General features: G+C 36.3%; 18 protein-coding genes. 4 read left to right on the forward strand and 14 right to left on the reverse strand.

What is annotated here, in order from left to right:
• The 9 genes from QVO66_RS10545 to QVO66_RS10585 all read right to left on the reverse strand — a co-directional run.
• Nucleotides 1-766: permease (locus QVO66_RS10545; RefSeq protein ID WP_288172821.1), on the reverse strand; the 766-nt coding region annotated here is incomplete at its 3' end.
• Nucleotides 767-819: 53 nt separating this feature from the next.
• Nucleotides 820-1,266 (reverse strand): arsenate reductase ArsC, encoded by a 447-nt coding sequence (locus QVO66_RS10550; protein ID WP_021855455.1) that lies wholly within the window; start codon nucleotides 1,264-1,266, stop codon nucleotides 820-822.
• Nucleotides 1,263-1,976, reverse strand: a complete 714-nt coding sequence (locus QVO66_RS10555; protein WP_021855456.1) for an aromatic aminobenezylarsenical efflux permease ArsG family transporter — start codon at nucleotides 1,974-1,976, stop codon at nucleotides 1,263-1,265. Before QVO66_RS10555 ends, QVO66_RS10550 begins: the two co-directional genes overlap by 4 nt.
• Before the next feature lie 9 nt (nucleotides 1,977-1,985).
• Nucleotides 1,986-2,390, reverse strand: a complete 405-nt coding sequence (locus QVO66_RS10560; protein ID WP_021855457.1) for a nitrophenyl compound nitroreductase subunit ArsF family protein — start codon at nucleotides 2,388-2,390, stop codon at nucleotides 1,986-1,988.
• A gap of 13 nt (nucleotides 2,391-2,403) precedes the next feature.
• The gene (locus QVO66_RS10565; protein WP_021855458.1) at nucleotides 2,404-2,634 is read right to left on the reverse strand and encodes a thioredoxin family protein; all 231 of its coding nucleotides are present in this window, start codon (nucleotides 2,632-2,634) and stop codon (nucleotides 2,404-2,406) included.
• Between the two features lie 68 nt (nucleotides 2,635-2,702).
• On the reverse strand, nucleotides 2,703-3,032 hold the full coding sequence (locus QVO66_RS10570) for an ArsR/SmtB family transcription factor (RefSeq protein WP_021855459.1): 330 nt from the start codon (nucleotides 3,030-3,032) through the stop codon (nucleotides 2,703-2,705).
• 190 nt (nucleotides 3,033-3,222) lie between these two features.
• Nucleotides 3,223-4,404 (reverse strand): MFS transporter, encoded by a 1,182-nt coding sequence (locus QVO66_RS10575; protein ID WP_021855460.1) that lies wholly within the window; start codon nucleotides 4,402-4,404, stop codon nucleotides 3,223-3,225.
• Entirely contained in the window at nucleotides 4,404-5,225 is an 822-nt protein-coding gene (gene panB, locus QVO66_RS10580) for a 3-methyl-2-oxobutanoate hydroxymethyltransferase (protein WP_021855461.1), read from the reverse strand. Before panB ends, QVO66_RS10575 begins: the two co-directional genes overlap by 1 nt.
• Before the next feature lie 77 nt (nucleotides 5,226-5,302).
• Complete coding sequence (locus QVO66_RS10585) at nucleotides 5,303-5,962, reverse strand: HAD family hydrolase (RefSeq protein ID WP_021855462.1); 660 nt, start codon at nucleotides 5,960-5,962, stop codon at nucleotides 5,303-5,305.
• Nucleotides 5,963-6,070: 108 nt separating this feature from the next.
• Here QVO66_RS10585 and QVO66_RS10590 point away from each other — a divergent pair, with 108 nt between their 5' ends.
• From QVO66_RS10590 to ruvC, 4 genes are read left to right on the forward strand one after another with little or no spacing between them, the layout of a single operon-like run.
• Nucleotides 6,071-6,889: an RsiV family protein gene (locus QVO66_RS10590; RefSeq protein WP_021855463.1), complete on the forward strand. Its 819-nt coding sequence runs from the start codon at nucleotides 6,071-6,073 to the stop codon at nucleotides 6,887-6,889.
• Nucleotides 6,890-6,895: 6 nt separating this feature from the next.
• Nucleotides 6,896-7,516 (forward strand): 16S rRNA (guanine(527)-N(7))-methyltransferase RsmG, encoded by a 621-nt coding sequence (gene rsmG, locus QVO66_RS10595; RefSeq protein WP_021855464.1) that lies wholly within the window; start codon nucleotides 6,896-6,898, stop codon nucleotides 7,514-7,516.
• 15 nt (nucleotides 7,517-7,531) lie between these two features.
• Nucleotides 7,532-8,176, forward strand: coding sequence for an MBL fold metallo-hydrolase (locus tag QVO66_RS10600; RefSeq protein WP_021855465.1), 645 nt, complete (start codon nucleotides 7,532-7,534; stop codon nucleotides 8,174-8,176).
• Between the two features lie 16 nt (nucleotides 8,177-8,192).
• Nucleotides 8,193-8,759 (forward strand): crossover junction endodeoxyribonuclease RuvC, encoded by a 567-nt coding sequence (gene ruvC, locus QVO66_RS10605; RefSeq protein ID WP_021855466.1) that lies wholly within the window; start codon nucleotides 8,193-8,195, stop codon nucleotides 8,757-8,759.
• Nucleotides 8,760-9,386: 627 nt separating this feature from the next.
• Here the strand turns inward: ruvC and QVO66_RS10610 are convergent.
• The 5 genes from QVO66_RS10610 to lepA form a co-directional block, all read right to left on the reverse strand.
• Nucleotides 9,387-10,796: an alpha-amylase gene (locus QVO66_RS10610; RefSeq protein WP_021855467.1), complete on the reverse strand. Its 1,410-nt coding sequence runs from the start codon at nucleotides 10,794-10,796 to the stop codon at nucleotides 9,387-9,389.
• A gap of 53 nt (nucleotides 10,797-10,849) precedes the next feature.
• Complete coding sequence (locus tag QVO66_RS10615) at nucleotides 10,850-12,118, reverse strand: glycosyltransferase family 4 protein (RefSeq protein ID WP_125104320.1); 1,269 nt, start codon at nucleotides 12,116-12,118, stop codon at nucleotides 10,850-10,852.
• 16 nt (nucleotides 12,119-12,134) lie between these two features.
• The gene (locus QVO66_RS10620) at nucleotides 12,135-14,078 is read right to left on the reverse strand and encodes a glycogen debranching enzyme N-terminal domain-containing protein (protein WP_288172822.1); all 1,944 of its coding nucleotides are present in this window, start codon (nucleotides 14,076-14,078) and stop codon (nucleotides 12,135-12,137) included.
• Between the two features lie 522 nt (nucleotides 14,079-14,600).
• Entirely contained in the window at nucleotides 14,601-15,197 is a 597-nt protein-coding gene (locus tag QVO66_RS10625; RefSeq protein ID WP_021855470.1) for a Crp/Fnr family transcriptional regulator, read from the reverse strand.
• Nucleotides 15,198-15,223: 26 nt separating this feature from the next.
• Nucleotides 15,224-17,005: a translation elongation factor 4 gene (gene lepA, locus QVO66_RS10630; protein WP_053398556.1), complete on the reverse strand. Its 1,782-nt coding sequence runs from the start codon at nucleotides 17,003-17,005 to the stop codon at nucleotides 15,224-15,226.
• Nucleotides 17,006-17,020 lie beyond the last annotated feature (15 nt).

Here is a 17,020-nt window from a genome sequence, read left to right on the forward strand (position 1 = left end):
TTCCTGCTGCATTGGCATACATGGGAACTGCAAACAGAACAGAAAGAGGAACAGCAAACCAGTTTGTCTCTGACATATACTGTTCAAAAAAGCCTTCTGGCACATAACCATGCATGAAAGCCCCAATGCCAATACCTATTACGACATAAAACAACACACCCTTAACTATACCTAACGATTCTTTTACTATTATCGGCAAACGCTGCATGAACGGAGTATTGTCTCGTTCCCATGCATTAGAACCGGCGATGGAATTAAGTTGGATTTGCCTAACCCAATCGCTCAGATAACGCTCCAATCTCATTTTTCCCAGAATGTAACCGCCAATCATTCCAAGTAAAATGCCGCTTATTACATATATGGCAGTTATCCTTATGCCGAATGTTCCGATAAACAGTGCTACAGCCACCTCATTTACCAATGGTGAGGTTATAAGATATGCAAAAGTAACTCCCAATGGTATTCCGCCCTTTACGAAGCCTATAAACAATGGTATTGACGAACAGGAACAGAATGGCGTTATTGCACCAAACAGCGAAGCGAAAAAATACTGCAAGCCATATAACTTACGCGAAACCAGATATTCGCGCAGACGCTCTATTGGAAAATATGCATTAATAATGCCCATGATTATACTAATCAGAAGCAACAGCAGCAATATTTTAATCGTATCATAAAAAAAGAAATTAATTGACGATCCCAACGCCGTACCTGTATTAAGACCAAACACATCATACACAAGCCAATCTGCAAAACTTTGTATCATAATATCACATCTTTTATGTTTGTAAAAATACGAACAGAAAATATAAAAAAATACTATTCACACACGCAGCGGGGCAGTTCCGCTTTTTTTATTTCTGTCAGATAAAATCTGGCAAAGGCATTTTTAATCTCGTCGCGCACTCTCCTAAATTCCGTCATAATAAAATTTACGTCACCCGACAATCTTGAAGGATCATCAAAACCGATATGCAACCTCTTACCCACCCTGCCTTTAAATGCCGGACATGTTGCATCGGCATCGGAACATACTGTTATGACGTAATCCCAATACTCATCAAGATATTCCATCACATTCACAGGAATATGACTGCTTATGTCAACTCCGGCCTCTTTCATTACGGCCACAGCTTTCGAGTTTACCTGTTCAGCCGGCTTTGTTCCGGCTGAACGTACATAAAGACTATCGTCAAACGACTGTAAGAAACCATGCGCGATTTGACTCCGGCAACTGTTTCCGGTACACAATATCAAAATTTTCATATCAAATTATACATCATCAAGCCATAATATATTCCGACAAATATAAACACAACTGCAACTATACGGCTGAACCATTTCTGAAAGACTTGCATTTTATTATAGAATTTTCCTATTCCGGACACACTATAGGCTAATACCCATGCCGCCAGCATGACCGGCAAGCCTGTAGCCAGGGCATAGACAACGGGCAGGAAATAGCCCTCACCTTCCATAGCAGCCATAGGAATAAGCATACCAAAATAAAACAGTCCGCTTGTAGGACAAAATGCCATGGCAAATAATATCCCAAGAAGGAGGCTGCCCCATGCTCCTTTCAGCCTTTCAGTCCTTTCCGAGGCACTGAAACCAAATTTCGGCAAATGAAGTTTGTCGCTAAAAAGCATAAACAAGCCGATTAGAACCAATGCTGGAGCTAGAAGCAGCTCGCCCCACTCGCTAACACCTTTTTGTATAAAAAACATGTCGGCTCCACGCCTAAGCAACACTATAAGTATTGCGCCAAGGACGGAATACGCAATCATACGGCCGGCTGTGTATAACAAACCATTCAAGAATATGCGATTACGGCTGTCAAGATTTTTACTGATAAAACCTATTGCAGTAATATTGGTTGCAAGAGGGCAAGGACTTACAGCTGTAAGCAGCCCAAGCAAAAATGCTGTAACAACAGGTATCTCGCTGCTATCAAGCAAGCTTTGCAAGTATTCCATACGTAAATACTATTTCAACAACTGATTAATCTTTTTCTTAAGCTCGGTTTTAAATTGTGCCGTATTATTTCTGGCATACTTAAAACCCATACGTGTCAGGTCATTCCTTTTTTCTTTTCCGTTATTCCATCCGTTTACATATAACGAAGACCAGCTGACACGATATTTATCGGCTATCTTTTCGCCTTGAGGTGTAGAAATATCAACCTCTTTGAAACGCACCTTGCCGCTCTTGACAAACTTGGCAAAATCGTTATACACAACTTCTTTGGTGTATTTTTCAATAGCTCTACATGTCGGACATCGCTGTTTGCCATGAAAATAAATAACCTCAACATACTTGCCGGTTTGTGCAAAAACCCATCCTGTAGACAAGAACATGCACAATAATGAAAGCAACACGAATTTCTTCATAATTTCAATATTTTCATTTTGTCAAAATTGTGCGTATCTCATCTTTAGTTATACGTCCTTTGGCTACAACTTTTCCATCAACAACCAAAGCAGGAAGACTCATGACGTTATATTCCATTATTTTCATCAAATCCTCCTCTTTCACTAAATCAGCTTTTAAGCCTAACTCATTAACAACCTGCTCTACCGCAGAATAAAGTGCCCTACAATTTGCACATCCAGTACCTAAAACTTTAATTTCCATTTTACAATATTTATTAGTTAAACGTTATTCGCAAAACAACGAACATAAGACATAAAAAGAGAAGGTTGTCAGTCGCAACACCCTCCTGCTTTACATATGCATTGCCCAAAGAAGTCTGAGAATAAGGCTTTAGCCAAATTCCAATTCTCATTATTAATACAATATTTCACTTTAGGAGCCTCTACCTCACCCTGTATCAGACCGGCATCTTTAAGTTCCTTTAGATGCTGAGAAACAGTAGCCTTTGCAATAGGAAGCTCTTCATTAATGTCACCAAAATAGCAAGTTTTTTGCTTTGCCAAGAAATTCATTATGGCAATACGTGCCGGATGGCCCAATGCTTTTGCAAATCTGGCAAGCCTTTCCTGCTTTATTGTATAATCCCTTTTTTCATCCATATAATCAAATGTTGTTCGCAAATATACGAACATATTTTTAAATCAACAAATATTATTATATTTTTTTGACCAAATGGCTTTAAAAAAGAATAATGACGGAAAGCAGAACAAAGTCTATATTCCCCGCCATTATTCTTTTCTGGCACATTCAGAATAAACCTAATCTAAATATGCACGAAAGTTTATATTCCTATCTGTTCTTATTTTTAATATACCAAGTATGCGTAAACAGCAGATACATCAGCATGGCCATACATAATATTGTCAATGCCACAATGTACATAGCACTAATGTCATTATAGAAAAAATAATATCCCAAAAATATTCCTAAGGAAATACCAAATTCCCATGACAAGAAAAACGTGCTTTGCGACGTTCCACGCTGACAATGAAGGCTTAATTTCAGAAAGAACAAAAGAAAACGTGCTCCAATTATGCCAATTCCACATCCCAACAATGTTGGTGAAATTAAATTAATCGCATTCCTGTCACCCGAAAAATACATCAGGCACGCTGCCATCATCAGCAATATTCCGGTGACAACCTCACTCTTTAATTCTGCATTTACGAACACAAAACGCTGCGACAACATAGCAAGAATAAATCCCGCCATCAGCATGGCGTAAAAAGTGGACGTATGTTCTGCGGATAGAAACAACCCTACGACAACGGCAACCAATGAAAGATTTAGAAACAGCCATTTGCCTTGAGGGAGAAAGAATCTATCTAATGAAACCTTACATATCACATCTTCAGGTGCTCTGAACGGAAACTTCACCGATAATATCAAAAACGTTGACAATAAGCACAATACAGCAGAAATTAAAGTGATAGTGCTAACGCTCAACATTGGCATGAGTAATATCGATATTAATGGTCCGACAGATAATGCCAATCTGGAAAACCAAGCAGAAGAATGATTTGCTTCTGTACGTTGGAAAGACTCGCATGTATCAATTATTAATGTACTGGACAATACCATCTGAGCTAAGCCAAAGGCGGCTCCCTGAATAAACCGAAGTACAGGAATCAGTATGTATCCCTCTATCTGAAATACATGCCCACGCTGTATGTAGTAAAGTGCGCAAAAACATATGACCAATACCCAAATCGATCTGATACATACAAGATTTCTGCGATACTTCTGCACAAGATAGGAACAAAAAAAGCCAAGAGAAAAAACTCCCAGGCCAAATATTCCTAATGATACAGCTACTACACCAGGCGAAAATCCGGCATCCTTTATCATCCATATTGGCAATAAGGGTATTTGGATATAAACGGCAACTGTCAATAACAAATTGGCTACCGCCATTAGCCAAAAATCCTTATGCCAAAGCTTTACATGTACTGGAGTATTTTGTGTGTACATTAATAAGATTCGTTTTCATTCGGGAAGGAGCAATCTTTCACGTCAGTGATGTATTGTCCTATTGCATCAGTCATGATGCTATTAAGATCTGCATATCTACGTAAGAAACGAGGATTAAATCCTTTTGTTTTACCTAACATGTCATCAACAACAAGAATCTGACCGTCAGTGCCATTTCCTGCACCAATACCAATTGTAGGTATATGAATATCCTTTGAAACTTCTGTAGCTAAAACAGATGGAACCTTTTCAAGAACCAAGGCAAAACATCCTGCCTCAGAAAGCAACTTGGCATCTGAAAGCAATTTATTAGCCTCTGCATCATCTTTAGCACGTACAGCATAAGTGCCAAACTTGTTGATGCTCTGTGGTGTCAGACCGAGATGGCCCATTACAGGAATTCCGGCATCAAGTATACCTTTTATCGTGTCTATAATTTCAGCACCACCTTCAAGTTTTAAAGCATCGCATCCGCTTTCCTTCATTATGCGGATAGCATTCTTTATGCCTTCCTTGCGGTCAACCTGATAACTGCCGAACGGCATATCGCATACAACTAAAGCACGACTAACTCCGCGTACAACAGATTTTGCATGATAAATCATCTGATCTATTGTTATAGGCAACGTAGTTCCGTTACCAGCCATAACATTTGAAGCTGAGTCACCAATCAATATTCCATCAATACCGGCTCCGTCTACAATGCTTGCTGTCGTAAAATCATAAGATGTCAGCATAGATATTTTTTCTCCACGCTGCTTCATCTCAATAAAACGATGGGTTGTTACCTTACGGGTGTCGTTAACCAAATATCCTGTCATATTTATCTTTTATTTGATATGTTTTGAGTATTTACAATTAAACCCCTATCTTAAAATTGGCTGCAAAATTAATGCTTTTAAATTAAGTTACACAATATTTTGCATAAATTTTGATAATTAAGCCCTTTGAAATCAGATATGACATAATCGGAATATGGAGAAATCGACTCTTTTGTATTTGTTGTAGCCAATCCTACAACCATCATTTGTGCGGCCCTTCCCGATTTCAGTCCGTTAAAACTATCTTCAAATACAACACATTCATCATGTGACAGACCAAAGTGTTTTGCACCTTTTAAATAACAATCAGGATCTGGCTTGCTTCTCTCAAAATCCTCAGAAGTAAGTATAATATCAAATAATGATTTAAATTCTGGTCTTGACTCATACACTGAATTCATTTTCATTATATTAGAACTGGTAACTACCGCTGTCTTTATATTATTCTCCTTAAGATCCTTGATAAAATCAATAAATCCGTCTACATACTCGAACTTCATTGTATGCTCAAATTCATCGAGTCGCTTTACTATTTCAGACTGTTCTTTCTCCATTCCTGCAAAATACTTATCAAATATTTGCACAAGAGTTTGTCCTTTGATGGTATATTCCAATCCAGGTTTATCAGGATGATATAAACGGCACTGACTGCCCCAGAAAACAGTATACTGGTCCTCTGTATTAAAGACAACACCATCTAAATCAAAAAGTGCTGCACGAATCTGTTTACTTGCCATAACTAATATAATTTTACGGCTGCAAAATTAATCAATTTATAAAATAAAACAGAAATTATTTGTGGTTTTCCTTGGTTTGATTTAATTTTGCAATTAAATAGTGATAAAATGAGAAGATTAATAATTTCCTTATGCTTTGTTTTTTCCGTATTATCAATGATTTGTTCATGCGGAGGCGCATCTAGTTCCAATAAGAGTGGAACGGACAGCATCATGTTTGACAGTATCAAAATGGATTCTACAGTATTTCTTACAGAAGATACGGCAGGTCCACGATGCCATATCAGTTTATGTCTCACTTATGCAAAAGGGAAAAACGCTGAATATATAAACGATTCTATTATAAGATCTGGAGTATTGTGTCCTGACTACTTTTCTATAACACCACAGAAAATATCTGTACCTGAAGCTGCAGATTCTTTTATGACAAGGTATCTGAATGATTATAAGGTTGATTATGGTAGTTTATATAAAGCAGACAAAACTCATGGCAGTTCATACAATTGTGAATATATTGTCAAAACATATGTCAGCCAAGAAGCTGAAGATTACTATACCTATATAGCAAACATTTATAGTTATGGTGGCGGTGCTCATGGGAGTTCTGTTATAATAACAAAGAACATAGATAAAAAAAGCGGTAAAATTGTTTCATTAAAAGACCTTTTTGTACCTGGTTATGAAATTGAGCTGAATGATTTGATTGTAAAAAATCTATGTAAGACATATAATGTGAAAAATTTGAATGAACTTAACGAAAAAAGCATCTTTATGGGTATAGATGTTTACCCTTCAGATAATTTTATAATTAATGATGATGGAATAACTTTCATTTATTCGCCTGACGAAATTGCATATCATGCAGCAGGAGAAATTAGAGTTGATATTAGTAATTCTGAATTGGAAAATCTTTTTAAGAAGAAATAATGCCTAATGGAGACAATATTAAAATATTTCAGCAAACTTACAGATGCTCAAAAGCAGCAGTTTGAAGCATTGTATGATTTATATCACGACTGGAACAATAAAATAAATGTTATATCAAGAAAAGACATTGATTCTTTATATGAACATCATGTTTTACATTCCCTGGCAATAGCTAATGCGATAAAATTCAGACCTGGAACAAAAGTATTAGATTTTGGTACCGGAGGCGGATTTCCTGGTATTCCTCTTGCAATAATGTTTCCTGAAACTCAATTCAAATTAATAGACGGTACAGGTAAAAAAATATTAGTTGTAAATGAAGTCTCGAAAGCTATCGAGCTGAAGAACTGTGAAGCTGAACAAATAAGAGGTGAAAACGAGCAGGGTAAATATGATTTTGTCGTTAGCAGGGCTGTAATGCAATTGCCTGATTTAATACGCATAATAAAGAAAAATATAAGTAATAATCACCGCAATTCTATGCCCAATGGCATATTCTGCCTCAAAGGAGGAGACGTCTCTAATGAAATAAGCAAGTTTAAGCATATTGCAGAAGTTACAGATATAAGCAAAATGTTTAATGAAGAATGGTTTAAGAATAAATACCTTATTTACGTTCCACTTTAAGTTATATTAAATGCAATGCTGAACATACAAAGAATCGTATGTAACATGTTTCAAGAAAACTGTTACATTGTAAGCGATGACACCAAAGAATGTGTTATCATTGATTGTGGTGCTTTTTATGAAGAAGAGAAAAAGGAAATTACAAATTATATAAGAGACAACCAACTCATTCCAAAACATCTGCTTTGTACACATGCACATATTGATCATAATTTTGGGAATTATGCTATATATAAAGAATTTGGGCTTAAACCGGAAGTATGCATTAATGATAAAATATTGATGCATAAATTAAAAGAACAAGCCTATACTTTTATCGGATTAACTTACAACGAAGAAATCCCTGAAGTTGAAAAATATTTAAAAGAAGCAGATACAATTTCATTTGGTACACATTGTTTCAGCATACTGCAAACCCCAGGCCATACGCCCGGTTCCGTATTGTTTTATTGTAAAGATGAATCTATAGCATTTTCTGGAGATACCTTATTTAGAATGAGTATAGGCAGGACAGACTTTGAATTTGGTAGTTATAATGAAATAATAAATAGTTTAAAGAAAATTGCCTCGTCTCTCCCTGCAGAAACAATAATACTTCCTGGGCATGGCGACAAGACAACACTCAAAGACGAGATAACATATAACCCATATTTTAAATAAATATTTAAACAACGTAATGACAATTAAACCGGAAAAGATTATATTAGGCATAGACCCCGGAACAAATATAATGGGATATGGGTTGCTCAAAGTTAATGGCAACAAAGCTTCTATGATGGCTATGGGTGTCATAGATATGAGAAAAATTCATGACCCATATCTAAGACTAGGACGCATCTTCGACCGAGTGAGTAGTCTTATAAAAGAATTTTTACCTGACGAAATGGCGATTGAAGCACCTTTTTTCGGTAAAAACATACAATCGATGCTCAAACTTGGCAGAGCACAAGGAGTTGCTATTGCAGCAGCGATACACTACGATATTCCAATACACGAATATGCCCCATTAAAAATTAAAATGGCAATAACAGGACAGGGGCTTGCCTCAAAAGAACAAGTTGCTGGTATGCTCAAACGTTTATTAAATATAAAAGAAGAAGAATTGACCCCATTTATGGATGCAACAGATGCATTGGCTGCTGCATATTGTCATTTCCTGCAGTCTAACGCCCCAACTACAAGCCATACATATAGAAGTTGGAAAGATTTTATAAACAAGAATAAAGAAAAAATACATGCCTAAAAGAAGAGATTTACTTTTCTCATAAGCAAATATAATAAAAGAAATAGTAAACACACGTTTTAATTCAGTAAACCACATTTGTCCTTTTTAGAAAGAAGATTAAACTGCTTATCAATGTCGATAAATTAAGATTCTAACAATTCTATAACAATATCAGTGGTAAGCTTTTTCTAATTCGCATCTCAAAATCAATAATCTATTTCAGCCGATATTTCAACATGCAGATTATCATAGTTGCAATAATACTCATCTCCGGCATCGTATATATTGGTATAAAAATATATCGAACATTTACACACAATAATGGTCCATGTACAGGATGTCCTCTTAGTGATGCATGTTCAAAAGGAAAAAAGAAAGACAATTGTAAATCATCCGAAAAATCAAATAACATAAAATATTAGACTATAATTTTAAGTTTTTAAATTCTAGAAAAACATTATATATAATTTCGATGAGATATGGAATAATTGAAATTATGCAATAAATTATATCCTAACCAAACGACACCGCACACGTTTTATATTATAAAATAGATAGTATCTCAATGATAGAAAAATTGAGACTTGCCACAAATTAAATGACAAGTCTCAATCCTTTATTCATCAATAATATAATTGTCAGATATTATTTTTCAGTATCAGGAGTCTTCGAGGCGACCTTTTTTGTTGATGTTCTCCTTGCTGCTGGTTTTGCAGATTTTGCCTTTTCCATCTTCACCTTTAATTTTTCTTCAGCAGCCTGCATCTTTTCAACTTTGGCTTTTAAGCGTACAATTTCTTTATCCTTCATTTCGATTTCATCACCTTGATTCTTTATGGTTGTAAGTAAAGAATTAAGTTCTTCATTGTCTATCTCCTCTGGATAAAGCGTATTCACACGATTCATGAAATCACCTAATATATTCATGTAATTTGTAAAGGCATCAAAAGGAGAACTATAGATACCTCTATCTAAACCAACATTTGATGGTTTGGTTGTCATAAATCGGAAATTATTACTTGCCTGTAAGTAATCCCAATCCTGGTTAATGCGCGGATCATTTGCAATCCTGACACGATCTGCAACACTATATAATTTGTTGAATGCTTCTCTTTGCATCGGATTTCCGAGCCAGCAACTTACGTCACGCTCCTCGTCTACCCAAGATAAAGTGTCGGGAACATCCAAATCACCAACACTATTCATCTTCAAACAAATTTCTGTCGGTGTAGAGAAATTGATGCCTCTAGCTTTTGCACATGCCGGCAATGCTTTTATAAACTCAAGTATATTTGAAGACAATGGTTGAGCAATTCCTATAGCAGAAAGCTCCATAAAAATATTAATTATTTGTTCATTTTCCGGAAGAGATGCAATTCGGTCCATATAATTGTCAGCAAACAAAGGATACCCATCCCATTCACTGTTATTAAAACGTAAACTTACATCATCACTAAGTTCAATATCTCTTAATAACAGTTTAAGATTTGGAGCCATCGGACAATTATAAACATAATGTGGAGACTTCCATCCCAAAACATGTTTTGCACCTTCAGTAAGCATTCCCTTGAATCCCATCGCTGCCGCTTGTGCACCAATAGAATCTGTATAAATCAGAGAAGAGTTACGCAATACAGTAGGTTTCTTACCAAAATATTCCTGCATTTTTGCAGCCTGTTTTTTAACATCATCTGCAAATGTCTCTTCGTTGACAAGAGAAGACAAACCATGCGAATATGGTTCTGCGAGAAATTCTACACACCCAGTGTCATTTAATTCTTGCAATTTGGTTATAACCTGAGGAGCATGCATCTCCAACTGCTCTAAACCTACGCCAGAAATAGAAAATGCAAGTTTAAAATATTTTCCATTATCACGAATCATTTCTTGAAATGCATTTAATGCAGGCATATATGAGCGCTCCGCGATATCACTTATACTACGCTCATTTTCAAAATCATCATAATAATAATGGTCAGTTCCTATATCAAAGAAACGATAACGTTTTAAATGAATAATTTGATGTATTTCAAAATATAGGCATATTGTTTTCATAGCAAAAGTCTTTTTTATTTGTATTTGTCTTAAATATTATTTGTTGTATATGATTATCTGTACCCTAAAGTACGTTCATAAAGTTCACGTATCCATAAACCAACTTTCTCCCACGTAATTTCGTCAACTTCACGCTTACCCTCACTTTGCAGATATTTAAACAGGCTTTCATTGTGGCAGATTGAATAAATTGAATCTGCAAGTGCATGGATATCCCAATAATCAACTTTAATACAATTGGTCAGTATTTCAGCACATCCACTTTGCTTTGATATAATGGTTGGAGTACCGCATTGCATAGCCTCCAGTGGAGATATTCCAAAGGGTTCACTAACAGACGGCATTACATATACATCAGAATCCTTAAGGCATTCATAAACTTGCTTGCCACGCATAAAACCTGGAAAATGGAAACGGTCAGCAATACCACGTTCAGCTGCAAGATATATCATTGCATCCAACATGTCACCACTTCCAGCCATGCAAAAACGCACATTTCTTGTACGATGTAATACCATATTTGCAGCTTCAACAAAATACTCAGGTCCTTTTTGCATTGTTATTCGTCCCAAGAAAGTCACAACTTTTTCCTTATTCGTATGATCTGGACGCGGGATATCTTGTAATTCCTGACGCAATGGATATACAGCATTATGTACAGTAAAGCATTTACGTGGGTCTTGATGATACTGATTAATCACAGTTTGACGTGTGAGTTCACTAACACACATTATACAATCAGCATTATCCATACCATCTTTCTCTATAGAATAAACAGTAGGATTCACCTTGCCACGGCTACGGTCAAAATCCGTTGCATGAACATGTATACACAAAGGCTTTCCACTAATCTTTTTTGCATGTATTCCAGCCGGATATGTAAGCCAATCATGTGCATGTATAATATCAAACTCCTGTTGACGTGCAACGACGCCAGCAACAATTGAATAATTGTTTATTTCACTATGAAGATTGTCTTGATATTTACCGGAAAATTCAATACAACCAAGGTCATTTACCAACATGTAATTGAAATCAGCATATATGTGATCCCGCATTTTGTAGTACAAATCCGGATCCATTATATTACCGACACGTTCTTTCACATAATCATAATTTACATCACGATAAACTACAGGAACGGCATTCATTGCAATAACATTCAAGAAACTGCGATCTTCATCACCCCATGGTTTAGGAAGACAAAATGTTATTTCAACGTCTCCCTGAGCAGCCAAACCTTTAGTTATACCATAACTTGCAGTTCCAAGACCTCCCAAAATATGAGGAGGATATTCCCAACCAAACATTAAAACTTTCATTATAGTCCCTCCTCGATTATTTTACATATGAATATTTTTCCAAAAGATTTAAAGTACGAAGAATTTCAGCGACATTCATAGCATAAGATATCGCTCCTCTAGCCTTGAATGGCGGATTACCATCGAATAGTTCCGGAATAGTTCCTAGACAATTAATAATCATCTCATCCTCGTATCCAACCATCTGCCTTTCAATAAAACTTAATCTTGTACGCTTATATAGTTTTAGACAAGCCTCCATATAGAATCCGCCAAGCCAAGGCCATGCAGTACCCTGATAATAAGAGTAATCACGATTTGCTCCTGAACATACAGGACTATAACCTCCGCTCTTAGGTGAAAGCGAACGTAATCCTTTAGGAGTTAACAATTCACGTGTACAAATATCCAAAACACTTTTTTTCTGTTCTGGTGATAAAGGAGAATAATCAAAAGCGACCGGGAATATCATGTTCGGGCGCACACTCCAATCCATCATATTGCCATCCACATAATCAAACAGATATCCATAATCATTCAAGAATGTCCTTACGAATGATTGTTTACATGATTCTGCCAAGTCTTCCCATTGGTTAGCTTTTGTCTCATTGTTATTCTGCTTTGCTAATTTAGCTCCAAACTTAAGTGCATTAAACCATAGAGCATTAAATTCTACGATATAACCAGATCTTGGTACAACCGGCTTACCATTAACAATAGAATTCATCCATGTTATCGGCTTATCATGGCCATTTGCATAAAGAAGACCATTAGTGTCGAGACGCAAATTTGGATGTTTGCCGTCTATGATATAACATATAATATCACTTATCAACTTACCATACATGCTTATGCATTTTTCGTCACCAGCAGACTTTGCATATTGCTGTATAGCCCAAATTGCCCATAACATAACATCCGGCTGATCTATCTCCGTAATTTTAACTGTAAGTGGCTTGTTTTGCATAAACTCTCTCAACCCCTTTTCTGCCGTTTTCATAACAAGTTCAAAATAATCTTGCTCGTCTATTGAAAGGGTTAGTCCAGGAAGAGATATAAATGTATCACGAGCTCGGCATTTAAACCACGGATATCCAGCAAGAAGATACCTCTCTGTCTTATTGGCACTATTATGAAACTGATGGGCCGCATTCACTAAACAATGGAAAAAATTGTCACGCGGAGAACGGTCATCTACTTCTTTGTCAAAAAGGTGCTTCATTGTACTTGTTTTAATTTCTGAAGTTGAAGCTGCAAATACAATACTTTCACCTTTCTTTATGTTCATCTCAAAATACCCGGGGACATATAGGTCCTCAACATAAGAATAGCCGCGTTCTTGCTCTTTCGGGTATTCGATACCACGATACCAATCAGGGACAAAAACAAATTCATTTGTCTTGCTAAACTGCATATAGAGATCAGGATAACCTACATACATACAAGTTTTAATACCATTGTCAACCATCTGAAAGTCGCGGCTGGCTGTATTGTTCTCATGCGTGCATTGGTTAACACTTCTAAATGCCATGAAAGGCTTGAATCTTAAGGTTGTTTCACTATGTGCATCCAACAATGTATAACGTATCAATATACGATGCTCGTAATGCTGAAAAACAACTTCTTTTTTCAAGAGAACTCCTCCAACACGATAAATTGTTGTAGGCACTTTTTCACAATAAAATTCACGAATGTATTTATGCCCTTTTGGACTAAAGTTATTACCTTGATACTTATGCAGTCCTAAATTGAACTCAGCACCATGCTGAACCACAGTAACGTCTAACGATGAAAGCAAAACATGATTATCATCATCTAGTTCCGGAACAGGAACAACAAGTAAACCATGATACTTACGAGTGTTACAATCCACAATTGTAGAACATGAATAAGCCCCTGAACGGTTTGTACGCAACAACTCTCTTGAAAGAGATTCTTCAAGATTAGTCATAAGAGCTTTTTCGAATCGAAGATAACTCATAGTTGTATATATATAAGATTTAAAGTTTGCATTTCTTAAATCATTTTGAGACCAATTGATCCTATCATCTCAAAAGACAGTTCAAAAGTACTAAAATTATTTTTAAAACAAGAACAAATTCTATTTTTTTTAATTGAATAAGCCTACTTATAAACAATTTATCATTAAGGATTCTATTTTATAGGCGTATTCTAATAAAATCCATCTGTGATTAACAGATTTCACGCCAACTTTACTTTCAAAATTGAGTAAAGTTATTAAATATAAAAGTAATTTTATGTACCATTTAAATATATACTACGGAGATATAAACCGCATCTTATATGCATAAAATTACATTATGGTAAAAACTATTCTTTACAGAAGATTGTCTTCACAAAGACAGCATTATATTTTTGACAATATTCTTCTTACAAATATTTTCAAAACTTATTAAAATTAGCAGGCCTCAAGAGCTGATAATACCACAAATATTTAAAATATCTTTTATTTCTACCCATTTTAGATAGAAATAAAAGACATTTAACCTAATACTATATTAGAACGTACTCGACTTAATGTTTCGGGAGTCATCTGCAAATAGCTTGCAATATAAACCAATGGGGCACGAAGTGTTACTTGCGTAGCCAGTTTACACATTTTGCGATATCTGTCTTGCGCAGTTTCAAACCTAAGTAAATCTGCATGTATCTGTGAGAGGATTAATGACTCCTCCAATATTTTCCTATACAATATTTGTATATTCACATTATGCAGAGCAACTTCCTCCAAACGCGCTTTTGGTAAAGCATATATCAATACAGGCTCCAAAGCCTCCACCTGCAGACTCGTAGGTTCTTCTTTAAAAAGGCTTTCTATACACATAACGATATTGCCCTCAACAGCCATATGCTCTGTAACTTCTTTACCTTTTTTAAAATAGAATTGCCTGACAAGCCCCTTCTCTATATAGTAAATGTGCTTACATATCTCGCCCTCACTTAGAATCATCTGCCCCTTTGCAAATTTCATCGGCACAAGGATATTCTCTAATATGTCTAGCTCATCATGAGTCATCGTACTATATTTACGCGCAAGCTCACGTGCAATGTCCCGTGTTGTTTTCAATACTTCCTTCATTGTGTCCTCCTTCTTCTTGATTAAGATTAATCCAATTTTAATACTGCAAGAAAAGCCTTCTGGGGTACTTCTACATTACCGATTTGCTTCATTCTCTTCTTTCCTTTCTTCTGCTTTTCAAGAAGTTTGCGCTTACGGCTGACATCTCCTCCATAACACTTTGCTGTTACGTCTTTTCTGACACATTTAATTGTTTCTCTTGCTATTATTTTTGCTCCGATAGCAGCCTGAATTGCAATATCAAATTGCTGACGCGGAATCAGCTCCTTCAACTTTTCACACATACGTCGCCCAAAGGTTGCAGCATTATCCTGATGAGTTAAAGTAGACAATGCATCTACAGGCTCACCATTCAACAATATGTCAAGTTTGGCAAGTTTTGAAGGACGGAAGCAGTCAACATGATAATCAAAAGACGCATAACCCTTTGATACACTTTTTAATTTATCATAAAAGTCTATGACGATTTCGCCCAAAGGAATCATAAAATGAAGTTCAACTCTATTGCCACTAACATATTCTTGATTTATGAGCTCACCTCGCTTGTCAAGACACAATTTCATTATCGGGCCAATGAAATTAGAACTTGTTATTATTGAGGCTCTGATATATGGTTCCTCTATATGGTCTATCAATGTGCTGTCAGGTAGTCCTGACGGATTATGTACTTCTTTAACATTGCCGTGCTTATCATAAACCATATATGAAACGTTCGGCACTGTTGTTATCACGTCCATATCAAACTCACGGTCAAGACGCTCCTGAACTATCTCCATATGAAGAAGTCCCAAGAAGCCGCATCTGAAGCCGAAGCCTAACGCTACAGACGATTCCGGTGAGAAAGTCAAAGACGCATCATTAAGCTGCAACTTCTCTAATGATGCTCTCAAATTTTCATAATCCGACGGGTCTATAGGATAAACGCCAGCAAACACCATTGGTTTCACTTCCTGGAATCCAGAGATAGCTTTCTCACATGGACGTGCCACATGCGTAATAGTATCACCGACCTTAACCTCCTTACTGTCTTTTATACCGCTGATAATGTATCCGACATCTCCAGTTGACAGCCTTTGTCGCGGAATCATATCCATTTTTAATACGCCAACTTCGTCAGCAGTATACTCCATTCCGGTATTGTAAAACTTAACTTTATCACCTTTTGCTATACTGCCATTTTCAATCTTGAAATAAGCAATAATTCCCCTGAAAGAATTGAATACAGAATCAAAAATAAGAGCCTGTAGAGGGGCATCAGGATTACCTGACGGATGAGGAATACGTTCTACAACTGCATTAAGAATTTCCGGAATACCTTCACCGGTTTTTCCTGACGCACGAATTATTTCCGTTCTGTCACAACCCAACAAGTCTACAATTTCATCTTCAACTTCGTCGGGCATAGCAGAAGGCATATCTATTTTGTTTATAACAGGAATAATTTCCAAATCATGCTCTAACGCCATATAAAGGTTACTAATAGTTTGAGCCTGAACACCCTGAGTTGCATCAACAACCAGCAAGGCTCCTTCACATGCAGCTATACTACGTGAAACTTCATAAGAGAAATCGACATGCCCCGGAGTGTCAATAAGATTAAGTATGTATTTTTCTCCGTTCAGCTCATACTCCATTTGTATTGCATGGCTTTTGATTGTTATTCCACGTTCACGCTCTAGATCCATATCATCAAGCATCTGACCTTCTGTTATTTGAATGGTTTTTGTATACTCAAGAAGTCGGTCAGCTATAGTTGATTTTCCGTGGTCAATATGTGCGATTATACAGAAGTTTCTTATTTCGTTCATCAGTAATTTATTTTT

Source organism: Prevotella sp. CAG:255, from assembly GCF_000431195.1.
GTDB classification, from domain to species: Bacteria; Bacteroidota; Bacteroidia; order Bacteroidales; family Bacteroidaceae; genus Prevotella; species Prevotella rara.